Origin of the sequence: Coprococcus phoceensis (genome assembly GCF_900104635.1) — a bacterium.
Lineage (GTDB): Bacteria > Bacillota > Clostridia > Lachnospirales > Lachnospiraceae > Faecalimonas > Faecalimonas phoceensis.
Genome location: NZ_FNWC01000007.1, coordinates 197,433 through 210,638 on the forward strand (window position 1 = coordinate 197,433; position 13,206 = coordinate 210,638).

The 13,206-nt window shown below is 41.7% G+C and carries 12 protein-coding genes; 10 read left to right on the top strand and 2 right to left on the bottom strand.

Translation table 11 applies throughout. The annotated features are described in order from the left end of the window. Positions 1-7: 7 nt before the first annotated feature. The 7 genes from BQ5364_RS04610 to BQ5364_RS04645 all read left to right on the top strand — a co-directional run bounded on the left by BQ5364_RS04610 (position 8) and on the right by BQ5364_RS04645 (position 7,746). Entirely contained in the window at positions 8-424 is a 417-nt protein-coding gene (locus BQ5364_RS04610) for a winged helix-turn-helix domain-containing protein (protein WP_009320151.1), read from the top strand. Positions 425-813: 389 nt separating this feature from the next. Further along, a complete protein-coding gene (locus BQ5364_RS04620) occupies positions 814-1,245 on the top strand; it encodes a sigma-70 RNA polymerase sigma factor region 4 domain-containing protein (protein WP_004614559.1) in 432 nt (143 codons plus the stop codon). A 396-nt stretch (positions 1,246-1,641) separates the two neighbouring features. Beyond that, on the top strand, positions 1,642-3,678 hold the full coding sequence (locus BQ5364_RS04625; protein ID WP_235837118.1) for an ATP-dependent DNA helicase: 2,037 nt from the start codon (positions 1,642-1,644) through the stop codon (positions 3,676-3,678). Positions 3,679-3,779: 101 nt separating this feature from the next. Then, a complete protein-coding gene (locus BQ5364_RS04630; protein WP_083382683.1) occupies positions 3,780-4,205 on the top strand; it encodes a hypothetical protein in 426 nt (141 codons plus the stop codon). Positions 4,206-4,251: 46 nt separating this feature from the next. Next, positions 4,252-5,115, top strand: coding sequence for a CBASS cGAMP synthase (locus BQ5364_RS04635; protein ID WP_235837196.1), 864 nt, complete (start codon positions 4,252-4,254; stop codon positions 5,113-5,115). A gap of 46 nt (positions 5,116-5,161) precedes the next feature. Next, a complete protein-coding gene (locus BQ5364_RS04640) occupies positions 5,162-5,602 on the top strand; it encodes a ubiquitin-conjugating enzyme family protein (protein ID WP_004614554.1) in 441 nt (146 codons plus the stop codon). Beyond that, positions 5,548-7,746 carry an ABC transporter permease gene (locus BQ5364_RS04645; RefSeq protein ID WP_083382685.1) on the top strand — a complete coding sequence of 733 codons (2,199 nt, stop codon included), beginning with the start codon at positions 5,548-5,550 and terminating at the stop codon, positions 7,744-7,746. Before BQ5364_RS04640 ends, BQ5364_RS04645 begins: the two co-directional genes overlap by 55 nt. A 13-nt stretch (positions 7,747-7,759) precedes the next feature. On the opposite strand, the gene BQ5364_RS04650 is transcribed toward BQ5364_RS04645, so the two are convergent. Beyond that, positions 7,760-8,707 carry a D-2-hydroxyacid dehydrogenase gene (locus BQ5364_RS04650; RefSeq protein WP_071143738.1) on the bottom strand — a complete coding sequence of 316 codons (948 nt, stop codon included), beginning with the start codon at positions 8,705-8,707 and terminating at the stop codon, positions 7,760-7,762. Between the two features lie 149 nt (positions 8,708-8,856). On the opposite strand from BQ5364_RS04650, the gene nudC reads away from it, so the two are divergent. Both nudC and BQ5364_RS04660 read left to right on the top strand, forming a co-directional pair. After that, on the top strand, positions 8,857-9,693 hold the full coding sequence (nudC, locus tag BQ5364_RS04655) for an NAD(+) diphosphatase (RefSeq protein ID WP_044988195.1): 837 nt from the start codon (positions 8,857-8,859) through the stop codon (positions 9,691-9,693). Between the two features lie 152 nt (positions 9,694-9,845). After that, positions 9,846-10,703, top strand: coding sequence for a YitT family protein (locus tag BQ5364_RS04660; RefSeq protein ID WP_022250713.1), 858 nt, complete (start codon positions 9,846-9,848; stop codon positions 10,701-10,703). A 43-nt stretch (positions 10,704-10,746) separates the two neighbouring features. Here the strand turns inward: BQ5364_RS04660 and pepT are convergent, their stop codons facing one another. Next, positions 10,747-11,964 (bottom strand): peptidase T, encoded by a 1,218-nt coding sequence (gene pepT / locus BQ5364_RS04665; protein ID WP_071143739.1) that lies wholly within the window; start codon positions 11,962-11,964, stop codon positions 10,747-10,749. A 115-nt stretch (positions 11,965-12,079) separates the two neighbouring features. Here pepT and BQ5364_RS04670 point away from each other — a divergent pair, with 115 nt between their 5' ends. Continuing rightward, a complete protein-coding gene (locus BQ5364_RS04670) occupies positions 12,080-13,072 on the top strand; it encodes a LacI family DNA-binding transcriptional regulator (protein ID WP_071143740.1) in 993 nt (330 codons plus the stop codon). Positions 13,073-13,206: the final 134 nt, after the last annotated feature.

The following is a 13,206-nucleotide window of genomic DNA, read 5'->3' on the forward strand; positions in this document are numbered from 1 at the left end:
GGCAGATGTGGTATTGACACAACCGTATACAGCGGAAGAAGTCAGTCTGCAGTCGTATGCATTGATTCGCCGCTATACAGAATGGAAATCGGAAAGAAAAGAAGAAATCCCTGTTATGGTGGGAAAACTGAAAATCCTTCCACTTCAAAGAACAGTAGAATGGGAGCATAAAAGAATCCCTGTTGTAAAAAGGGAGTTTGATTTTCTGTATCTGTTAGCAACTACGCCGGGAAGAGTATATACATACAGTCAGATCTATCAACTGGTATGGCAGGAGTACCCACATGGGGATATTACAAATATTATTTACTGCATGGTACATCGACTGAAACAGAAATTGAAAAAAGTAGATGTAAATGCAGAGCATATAATCAGCAGTGTAAAAGAGGTTGGATATTGTTTAAAAGTATATAAGGAATCATAGAAGGCGGGTTTCTGAAAATGGAGCCTGCTTTTTATATGGCGAGATTTGGTTGTAACTGTAATAGAAAAGAAATGACAGGAAAACTGACAGTTATTTGACAGACAACTGACAGTCTGATGACAGATTCGTTTTGTATACTACTTCTTTATGTAAAAAATGGGCTTCGTTCCATGACATAAAGGAGCAGTGTATGTGCCGGAAAGAGCTACAAAAGAGAAAAACCTAACTTCATATGCAGCGTTTGGTGGTGTCGCAATTCAAAACAGGATTGCGGCATCTTTCTTTTTGTGGAGAAAACTCCGGTTCATACAGTCTTTTGCCTGTGAGAAGGCAAGGTCACCGCCACTCCGATTTGATTTCAAAAAAATTCAGATCGGAGGAAAAGAAAGGTGACATTTCATAAAGCAAAAGAAGAATCTAAATGGAAACAGTGGAAGGAGCAGGAGGAACGGATTTTGCGAAAATCCGGTGTCAGTGAAGAGGTAATCCAAAGACTTCGTGAATTAGACTGGCAGGACTTTAATGCGGAGCGGAGATTCTGGGAACATTTTTCTTCTAATCAAGAAGAATTATACACCAGGGAATTGGAAGAACCATCTTCAGTGGTGCTTAATATTCAACAGTTACTTGACAGTGTGGAAAATGAGCAACTGTTACAGGTTCTTTTGGAGTCGGATAAGAAAACACTGCAGATTTTACTTCTGAAGATGTGGGGATTTTCAGTTCATGAAATTGCAGGCCAGATGGGACTGCCGGAAAAGACCATTTATACACGGATTGAGCGATTAAAGAAAAAAATTAAAAAAGTTTTGAAGAAGTGAAGAAAAATGGGGTATCTCATCGGCTCTATATATGAAAGGGGTAATTGCCCCTCGTTCCTTGATAACCACATACCAGCATTACAGGTACGTTCCCAAAGATAGAAGCGTGACAGCATAAGCGCCAGGACGGATGGGGACAAGCACTGCTGGATTGTTATGGAAAGGTCTGTCCAAAGACTATGGCGGATCATTTCGTGAGAAAACTGTCAGTGCCTGTTCTCATTCTGAGCGACTCCTTATAGCTGTGAATGGACTTTCGCAGGTCTTTCGCCAGGAGCATCGGAGGGGGATAATGATACGAATTTCTTCCCATAAGGAAGAGGATGGACTCTAAGTTGTAATCAGCAAGACTTTCAGAAAATCTGCGAGCGGTGCCAAGCGAAGCATCCGCCTGTAATGTTCCCTACCATAGATGTGGTGTGGCAGCCGGGGAGTCGAGGACAAATACGGTACCAAAGAAAAGAAGAAACGATAAGAAATCAAAAAAGAGCGCATCAGGAAGTGGAGAAGATCTTCCGGGTGCTATTTCCGGAACAGGGACTGGCAGTCAGGGAAGAGCAGATCCGTCTATGCCATGAAATGCTGGATACTCTGCTGGGAGAACAGATTGCCTTGTGTGATGCAGGGGTAGGAATTGGGAAGACCTATGCCTATCTGGTAGCCTGTGTATTATTGCGGAAGTATTCCATGCTGACAGGGCGAGGAAATCCATTGGAACAGCGCCCGGTGGTGGTGTCCACCTCCAGCATTGCATTGCAGAAAGCCATTTTAACAGAATATATTCCCTTTTTGTCCAGGGTGCTGCTGGAGCAAGGAATCATTCAGTCCCCGCTTCGGGCAGTGGTGCGAAAAGGGAAAGAACACTTTGTCTGTGACAATAGGCTGGAACAACGAATCGAAGCAATCCGCCATAAACAGAAGAATGCTGTTCAAAAAGCAGCATTACTGTCCTTGCGAAAGCATTACGATATGGATAGCGTAAAGAATCTGAGCGGGTTTGACAGAAGGCTGGTCTGTGTGCCGAAATTCTGTCCAAGAGAATGTCCGGGCAGGCAGATGTGCCGCTATCAGAGATATCTGGAAGAATCCAGGAAACAGGATGTGTTCATTCAAATCTGTAATCATAATTATTTACTGGCAGATGCATATCACAGAGCAGAAGGATACAAGCCTTTATTGTCTGATTATCGGACGTTGATTGTAGATGAAGCTCATAAGTTACCGGAAGCGGCAAGGCAGATGTTTGGAAAAAACCTGTGTATGGATGATATCCGGGAAATAGCATATTATCTGGAACGGGAGCATCAGAAAGAAGAGGCAAAAATCCTGCGGACAGTCATGCATGACGCATTGCATGTTGTTGGTGCAGAACACCGAATTGGAAAAGGAATCCGGGAAACGTTCCGTAATACAACAAATAGTGTGGTTTCTCTGTGGGAAGGCGTAGAGATGCTGGAATTTCTTTTAGAAAAGCTGGAGCGAAGTGTTCCAAAGTGGATATGGAACCGGCTGGAAGAAGCAAAGGATGTGCTGGAGTGTTTTTGTAGCAGCGATGAGAAATATGTTCGTTATCTGCATTTGGATACAGAGCAGCTTCCCGTTTTGTGTGCAGCTAGCCGGGAAATCCCAGGACTGCTCCGGAAGATGTTATGGAACTGGGAAGAAGGAATGTCCGCCATCTTGACCAGTGGGACACTAAAGGCAGGAACAGGCTTTTTACGCACCAGGCAGATCACCGGGCTGGAGGGAAGGGCAGGAGTGCAGGAATATGTGGCAGAGTCCCCTTTTTCCTACGAAAAGAATTGTCTGCTATACCTGCCAAAGACGTTGGATCATTGCAGGAGAGGAAGCCGGGAAGAGGCGGTGATGGTGGCAAACCATATCCATTCTCTGATCTGTTCCACTTATGGGCATACGCTGGTACTGTTTACTTCTTATACACTGATGGGAAGTGTGTATCAGATTTTAAGAGATAGCCTGCCATTTCCCATGGTGGAAGTATGGAGACACTCCCAGGAAGAAATCCTGCGCTTTAAGACCATGGAGAATGGGGTACTGTTTGCAGCAGGCTCTTGTTGGGAAGGAGTAGACTTTCCGGGAGATATGGTGTCTTCCCTTATCATTGTGAAACTGCCCTTTGCAGTGCCGGATCCCATCAGTGAAGCAGAGAAGGAAACCTATGATTCCCTGGAAACCTATATTCAGTCCATCATTGTGCCGGATATGCAGAAGAAACTGCGCCAGGGATTTGGGAGAGCCATTCGTACAGAAACTGATACTTGTGTGGTGTCTATTTTAGATATTCGGGCGGTAAAAGGCGGCAAGTATCACGAAGATGTGATGTGTGCGCTTCCGTCCTGCCGGATAGCAGAAGAGTTGAAAGAGGTACAGGATTTCATCCGCAGCCGGAAAGGTGTAGAGTATTATTTGTAATAGGCAAAATTCTCTTTCCAGCCTTGTTGCTTGTGCTTATTTTCCAGACGCTTTTAGGGGAAAAGTTTAGTACAGTTTTTGGGGCGGTTTTGGAGAGATTTGTGTACCGGTACGAGGGAAACCTCAACGGCATAGAAAATGCGGTAGTTCTTTTGAGTTATCCGGAAAAAGCATTTGGTAATCCCAAAGCATTGCGTGCTTTCATCAGTACAAACGTAGCCCTATCTACACAGGAGATTCTTTCCTGGTATGTGTGTCGATGGCCGATTGAAGTATTTTTCCGCCAATGTAAGGAGAAACTGGCACTGGACGGCTATCAGATACGCTCTGCACAGGGGATCAAAAGGTACTGGCTGCTTATGTCACTGGCACATTTCATGTGTGCAGTAGGTACTGGTAGATTCTGCTCGTTTGAAACTGGATATCACGAAATCTGTGATACCATTCAGCTGGAAAAGTATCGTTATCTTTTTCAATGCGCAAAGGAAAGTAATGATTTTGATTCATTTATGAAATTCGCAGTGTAGTTTTGTGCAATTTTTCAAATTTGCTCATTTATAGTTAAGAAATAAAATTGGCAACAAGTTTGAAGAAAAGGGGAGAAAAAAACCTCAACATTGTACACAGGGATCTTATGCCATGAAAACAGCTATTATGCCCTTAGATGGCGATGAGTTTGACCTAGATAATGGAGTTTATCTGAGAGGATATTCAACAGATCAGGATGATTGGCCAGCTGCTCAGACTGTACATACATGGGTAAAAGAGGCTGTAGAAAAACATACTTCAAATTCACCAATCGATAAAAATACCTGTATTAGAGTTGTATATGAAGATAAGTATCATATTGATTTACCAATTTATATCATGGGTGAGAATAGTGCTGGAGATAGTATAGCATATTTAGCTCATAAATCTAAAGGGTGGATTGAAAGCGATCCTAAAGCATTTACAGCTTGGTTTCAGGGATATGTTAATGAAAATGGGCAGGAAATCCGTCGCATGGTAAAATACTTGAAAGCATGGAAAGATTATAAGAACATTGATATTAAAGGAATGGCAATAACAATTTTAGTATGCAATAATTTTAGTGTGACTGAAAAACGGGATGATTTATCTTTATTGGACACTGTTACGAATATTATTGATTTTTTAGAGGATAGTTTCCATTGTTATAAACCAGTTACTCCTACTGATGAGGATTTGTTTGCAGATGTTAGTGAGACTTCAAAAAATGAAATCTTAAAAGGACTTAATAATTTAAAAAAGAAATTAGATGCTGCAATAAATGAAAAGAGTAACGAGAAGGACGCGACAGATATTCTTCAAAAAGTTTTTGGTGAAAGATTTCCAACTGGAGAAGATGCCGATAAAGATATAGCAGAGAGTACGGCAGGATCAATAAAATTAGGGAACGAGGATAAACATTTTGCATAAAGATGTATATGAATATTTAGTGGAAAGTGGAATTTCCTGCGAATATATGGAGAAAGAAAAACAAATAAAGATTTTCATTCAAACTGAAGGAAACCAGTATGAATTACGCATGAAATTTCCACAATATTATCCTTATGAATTTCCAGAAATTTATATCGAGGATCAAAAAGAACTTTGTATACCACATTTATATACAGACAATAAATTGTGCTTATATGATACAAACGAAGTATTGCCAAATCCGGAACGATATCGAGAAGAAGCCCTGGAGAGTGTCAGACGTGCAAAAGATTTATTGGTAAGTAGCGAAAAACAAGAAAATATAATTGATTATCAAATAGAGGCGATTTCTTTTTGGGATGCTAAGGCAACTGGAAAAATTGATTATCTGGGATCTGGAAATACAGATACACATTTATTGTGGAGTTGTGAATGGTTAGATGGCAGCTTGGAAATCTTGCAAAGGATGAGCAGGTATCTTGTGTAGCAAAAATGAAGACGGGACCAAGTATTGAAGTGGAAGACTATATTTTAAGCTTTCAGTATATGGAAGAAAGCCGCAAAGAGCTGGAGATGCTGAAACTTTCCGAAGGAAAGATGCCGCAGAAAGAAGATGAGATTGCGGTTCCTAAATCATACTTAAAAAGGATTGGAAAGCTTGAAAAGCTTGGAACGAAGCTTTCTTTTACTTTTTTAGATGGAACGACGGAGACATTCACTGTCACAGGATTTTTGAAAGAGCAAGGAAAGTCAAAAGTATATTCCGTTGTTTTATCTGAGCAGTACGCAGAGAATGGTTCGCAGCTCTCGCAAGTACCATATACAGCACTTGTACGGATTCACAATGCAAAACAATACGATCAGACCGGATTTTTAAATGAGATTCGTGACCTCGCAAGTAAGTATGGAATTGAGCGAAAACAGGTGAATGAGAACAATGCATTTTTAAACACACTTTCCGGAGATTCCAATGCTTTGCAGCAGACTGTGATGGTTATAGTGATCGGTATCGGAATTTTATTTGTCAGCGTTCTTGTAATCTACAGTGTATTTTATCTGTCGGTAATCGGAAGAATTCGTCAATTCGGTCAGCTTTCTACGATTGGCATGACAAGAAAGCAGATTCGGAAAATGATTCGAAGAGAAGGAATTTTGCTCAGTATGCGTGGAATTCCAATTGGTCTTTTATTAGGGGCAGCAGCGGCGTACTTGGCACAAAGGGATGGATGGGATTGGAAGAACACCATTGTGACCGCCATAGGTGTCACGATTGCTGATCTGATCACAGTGCTGATTTCTATTCGGAAACCTGCAAAGCTTGCGTCTGCGATCTCTCCAATAGAGGCGGCAAAATATTCCGGGGAGACCGAAAAACAGGGAAAAAAGGAGACAAAAAAACTTTACAGAAAGCTAAGCCCCATACGGCTTGCAAAACTCAATTCTGAGAGGAACCGAAAAAAATCAATGTTGACGATGATTTCACTCGGAGTGGGCGGTATTTTGTTTATGTTGGGAGCCACGTTTATAGAGGGAACCAGTCTGGATGAGTACGCAAGAAGCGGAGAATTTTCTTATGGAGAGTATCAGATTGGTTTTTCCTCTAATGCGGTAGAGACGATGGCACATGGAAGAACCGGAATACAGATGAAAAATCCATTGAGCTTGGAGTTTATCAAACAGATAGAACAAATTGAAGGGGTGAAAAAAGTACATCGTTTTGAGCGGGCAGAGGTAAAATGGGAGGCAAACGGAGAAAATGTGGATGATTCGGTAAACACCTTTTCTGAAAAGATATTAAAAGATATGAATCGGGCAATGGGAACCAGTTTGGACTATGCCGAGATGGCACAAAAGAAAGAACTGATCATAAACAAGAATGATCTAGTGCAGGAATTATTCGGATGGGAGTTTGCAGTCGGGGATAAAATAGAAATTACGTTCTTTAATGGGACAGAAAATGTCACGGAGGAATTTACCGTTGCAGGGATTCTGCCAAGTGATTATGAGGAGCCATCTCCGAAGTGGCAGTGGCTGATTCTGCCGGAACAAAGTGTGAAAGAGATTATGGGAAACATAAATCTCACAGATTTGTTGAGTGTATCTACGGAAAAAGAGAAAGAAAAAGCAGTGGGGAAAGCTATCCGGGAACTTGTGGAGGAGAATCCGCTACTTGCACTGGAGACAATCGAGGAGGAAAGAGACAAAGTGGAAGAACAATTCCACATGCTGCATGGAACGATGCTTGGGTTGTCTGCGTTTATTATTTTATTCAGTCTTTTAAATCTTTTGAATACACTGATCACCAATATGGTCACAAGAAAACAGGAATTTGCGATGCTGCAGTCCATCGGAATGTCGGAAAAACAATTATATCAGATGGTACAGAGTGAAGGAATTTTGCTGGCTGGCGGAAATGTCCTGCTCACCTTGGTGGGAGGAACACTTGGCGGAATCGGTATGATTGAGATTATGAGACATTTTGAAGCGGAATATATGCACTATCATTTCCCGCTGTGGTATTTTCTTGTGTATACAGTCCTGCTTGTAGTGATTCCGATTATTGTGTCGAGAGTTGTATTCTATTTCTTCAAAAAAGAGGCATTGGTAGAACGGATTCGGAACAGTGATTAAAACAGAGGCGATGCTACATCGCCTCTGTCTCTTTCTTCCAGTCTTGAATCTGTCCTAATATAATGTTCATGAGACTGGTGCGCGCCTCCACGCTCGCCCAGGCAATATGCGGTGTGATCAGCAGCTTTTTACTGTCTTTAATCCGAAGGAGCGGATTTGTTGCACACATTGGTTCGGTGCAGAGCACGTCCAGACCGGCGGCTGCAATCTGACCGGATTCCAGAGCATCAGCAAGATCTTCTTCCACGACAATCGGACCACGGCCAAGATTCAGAAAGATGGCAGAAGGCTTCATTTTAGAAAGCGCTTTCGCATCAATTAAATGCTCTGTGTTTGGAGTGAGTGGAGCATGCACGGAAATGATATCGGAGGTGGCAAGGAGTGTGTCAAAATCTGTCCGTGTATATCCGTCCTGTGTGTTGCTTCCGGAGGTAGAATAATAGATTACATCTGCACCGAATGCCTTTGCAATATCTGCGACCCTTCGTCCAATATTGCCAAGTCCGATAATTCCCCAGGTCTTTCCATTAATCTGGCAGAAACGCTCTGCAAAATGGGTAAAAATGGTGTCGCCAACGTAGCGTTCCTCTTTTACATAATCATCGTAGTATCTGAGCTTTTCTAAAAGATAGAACAACATGGCAAATGTATGTTGCGCAACGGATTCTGTTGAATATCCGGCAACATTGCGCCATGCAATATTGCGTCTGTCAAGGTAATCCTTGTCGAGATTATTGGTTCCGGTTGCAGTGACACAGACGAGCTTTAAATTGCGGGCAGTGCCGATGGTATGCTCATTCACCTGAACTTTGTTCAGGACGAGTACGTCTGCATCGATCACGCGCGCAGGGACTTCTTCTGAGGAAGAAAAGTCATACTTGACCACTTCGCCCAGTTCCTCATATCCGGATAAGTCGATATCGTCTCCGATCGTCTTCGCATCTAAAAAAACAATTTTCATGGAAATATTCCTCCTTCTGTTTTGGTCGTTTTTATTTATTATAGAAAAAACATCGGGAAAATGCAAAATGATTTTTCCGTTTGCGATTGGGAGGAAGTGTGATACAATTGTTATGGACTTTTAGAACACAAAAAGGAGCTGAGGAAAAGATGATACAAGATATAGAACCATATGTTTATAATAATGCATATGATCCAAAAGCACCGGATAAAGACAGTTTTGTGCTTTACTGTCACGATATGGAAGTGCTTGTGAAATATGAAGGGAAAGAGATAGCATTTCCAACATTTGGTGAGTTGGAAAAATTAAATCCAGATATTTATGAGCAGTATACGTATCTGTTTTCAATTGACCAGATGAGATTTTATTTGACAGAACATCTCACTTATGATGCAGCAGGTAATTTTCAGATGATACATAAGGAGCAGTTCAGACATGCAAAACCACGGCATCTGGCATTTGCAGGAATTACGGGATTCCAGCTTTATAATTGGTATAAAAGCAGAAAATACTGTGGCAAATGCGGAAAACCGTTGAAGAAAGATCAAAAAGAGCGGATGTTATACTGTGAGAATTGTCATCAGATGGAATATCCGAAGATTTCGCCAGCGGTCATCGTCGGAGTCACGGATGGGAACCGGATTTTGATGTCAAAATATGCGGACCGTGATTATAAAAAATATGCATTGCTTGCAGGGTTTACCGAGATTGGAGAGACGATTGAAGAGACGGTAAAACGTGAGGTGATGGAGGAAGTCGGGCTGAAAGTAAAAAATATCAGGTTTTACAAAAGTCAGCCATGGTCCTTTACGGATACGCTTTTGATGGGATTTTTTGCGAATTTGGACGGAGACTCGGAAATTACATTGGACCAAGAGGAGCTGGCATTGGCGGAATGGTTCGAGCGGGAGGAGATTCCTGTGACAGAAAGAAATATCAGTCTGACAAATGAGATGATTTTGGCTTTTAAAAATTCCATAATTTAGGCGTAATAGTATTGACAGTTTTTTTATAGAAGAGTATAGTAATATTTAGAAGAGCATTTGCGAATTATATCTGTATGATTCGTAGGTGCTTTTTGTTTGGGAAAAAATGCTAAAAGATGACATATGATATAGAAAGGGGCGGTATGAGTTATATGAGACCGGGTAAAGTAAAAGAAGTTGGATTGGATATAGTGGCAGATATAGTAGGAAGTTTTTTTATTGCAGTGGGGGTTTATAATTTTGCGGTCGCGTCCGGATTTCCGGTAGCAGGTATTTCCGGTATTGCGATTATATTTTATCATTTCTTTGGGATTCCGATTGGTGTTATGACGGCAGTCTTAAATATTCCTATCATTATCATCTGTTATAAGCTGTTGGGAAAGACTTTTTTGCTGAAATCCTTAAAGACGATGGTGATTTCTACGATTTTTATGGACGTTGTCGCTCCGATGTTTCCGGTATATGAGGGAGACTTGATGCTTTCCTGCATTTGCATGGGCATTTTTTCAGGACTTGGATATGCACTTATTTATCTAAGAGATTCTTCCACAGGTGGTGCAGATTTCGTCATTATGGCGATTCGAGTTTTGAGACCACATCTGTCACTTGGAAAGATTATTATTGTATTGGATTTTGCCATTGTACTTACAAGTGGTGTGCTGATCGGTGGAAATGTGGATAAGATTATCTATGGTTTGATCTCGACTTATATTTTGTCGGTAGTAGTCGATAAGGTCATGTATGGTATGGATGCGGGAAAACTGACATTGATTGTGACAGAACATGGTCAGGAAGTTGCGGATAAAATTGATGAACTGACACAGAGAGGCTCTACACTGCTAAAAGGAGTAGGAAGCTACTCAAAAGAAGAAAAGCAAGTTGTGATGTGTGCATGCAGCAGCAAGCAGATGCACATGGTACAAAAAGCGGTAAAAGAAGTGGACAGAGCGGCATTCTTAGTGACGATGGAATCAAATGAAGTGCGCGGGGAAGGATTCAAACCGCATTGATAATATAGAAACGGGGAAGCGTCACGCTTCCCCGTCGTTGTTTTTATTTTGCATATAATTTTACTAATTCTAAAACCATATCTGTTGCGAGATCCATTCCTTCAACTGTGATGTGTTCATATGGTCCGTGATATCCGTGACCGCCTGTTCCAAGATTCGGACAAGGAAGTCCTCGGAAACTTAGCTGGCATCCATCTGTACCGCCGCGAATTGGAATTACAAGTGGTGTGATTCCGGCAGCTTTTGCGGCAAGTTGGGCATTTTCAATCAGGTGCATGCAGGTTGCGACCACTTCTGCCATATTGCGGTATTGCTCTGTGAGTGTCAGACGCACAGTTCCTTCACCCCATTTTTCGTTCATGATCTTTTCAATATGTCTCAAAGTATTCTTTCTTGCCTCGAACAGAGAAGCGTCATGGTCGCGCACAATATAGTGCAGTGATGCAGAGGCAACCTCTCCTGTCATACTCATCAGATGATAGAATCCTTCATAATCTTCTGTGTCACGAGGAGTCTCTGTGCCAGGAAGCAAAGAATTGATCTCCATAGCAACAAGGCTTGCGTTGATCATGGCATTCTTGCTGGAACCTGGATGTACGTTAAAGCCTGTAATTTCAAAATCTGCTTTGCAGGCATTAAAGTTCTCATATTGAATCTCACCTTCTGTGTCTCCGTCTAAAGTAAATCCAAAGTCTGCATCAAAAATTTCTACATTGAAGCTTTGTGCGCCAGTACCAATCTCCTCATCCGGTGTGAATGCAACACAGATCTGTCCGTGTGGAATATTTTCTGTAATGATTCGCTCTAACATAGTCATAATCTCAGCGATACCGGCTTTGTCGTCTGCTCCTAAGACGGTTGTTCCGTCTGTTGTGATCAGAGTGCGCCCTTTTAAAGAAGGAAGGTGAGGGAAGTCTTTCACGCTTAATACGCGACCGCTTGCTCCGAGTACAAGGTCCTCTCCGTTGTAATTCTCTGTGATAACAGGTGTGGTATCGTGATCGCAGAAATCAGATACCGTATCCATATGTGCGATAAATCCGAGTTTGACAGCGTTCTCGTAACCCGGTGTAGCAGCTAATTTTCCATAGACAAAACATTTTTCATCGACATACGCATTGTCGATGCCAAGTGCCTTTAACTCTTCTACTAAAATATTTGCCAAATCGAACTGGCATTGTGATGAAGGAACGGTCTCGCTGTTCTCATCACTTGGTGTACGTACTACGACGTATTTTAAAAGTCGCTCGTAAGCTCTCATTGTGATACATCTCCTTTTCTAGTGATGTCATTATTATAGACAATTTTATATAGAATAACAAGGGAAAAGTGTGTATAATAGGGGGAGAATAGAAATGTAAAAGGATCGGATAGAGATGGGAAATAAAATGACAATCAATGATATTGCGCAGCTGTCTGGGGTGGCAAAAAGTACGGTCTCTCGTTACCTGAATGGTGGAAGCGTACGGTATGAGACCGGTCAGAAAATAAAGAAAGTAATTGAGGAGAATCACTATGAGCCGAATGTATTTGCAAGACTGAGTGCAAAGAACAGTCAGATTATCGGACTGGTTGTGCCGGGATTTAACTCGGTTACAACACCGCGTCTTGTAGAAGTGATTGTGGCATATTTGAAAAAATCAGGTTATACGCCGATGATCATGCATACAGGAAATGATTTAGAAGAAGAAGTACGGTGTATGGAAAGACTCAAAAGAATGAATGTAGATGGGATGATGGTATTGTCAACCGGTATCACGAACCGGCATCGGGAGATTGTAGAACAGTCGGAGATTCCAATCCTGTTTTTGGGGCAACGGTTTCCATATGGGAGTTCAGTTGTATACGATGATTATCATGCAGGTCTGGATGCGGGAAAATATCTGGGAAGCAAAGGAGTTCAGGATGTAGTTGTATTCTGGGTGGGAGAAGAAGACCCTGCTGTTGGAAAACAGAGAAAACAAGGTGTGACAGATGGACTGCAGTCATGCCAGGTTCCACAGATCGAGTTGGTGGAGACGACGTTTTTCTATGAGGATGCAGTGAAAAATATGGAAAGATTATTACAGGAAAGAGCACTTCCCGATGCAGTTATCTGTGCGACAGACAGAATCGCAGAGGGAGTGTACAAAGCGCTGGCAAAGAGAAATATTGCGATCGGAAAAGAAGTGTCGGTTATGGGATTTGGCAATTATGAGACAAGTGAGCTTCTGACGCCGCCGCTGACTACCGTTGCATTTGACTGGGAGAACTGGGGAGAAGTCAGTGCGGAGACGATCATTCAGATGATACAGGGGAAACCGGTGAGCAGAGTACAGATTATACCGTATCATTTGGTAGAAAGAAAAAGTGTAAAACAGGCAAGATAGGTTGTGTGAAAAGAGTTCGGGTTCGAACTCTTTTTGTGTATTTTATACAAAAAAAAGAGTGTATTTTTGGAACCGATTCCAAAAATATTTTTTATCATATATGTTTATTGACATTTGTTAATGTAGAAAATATA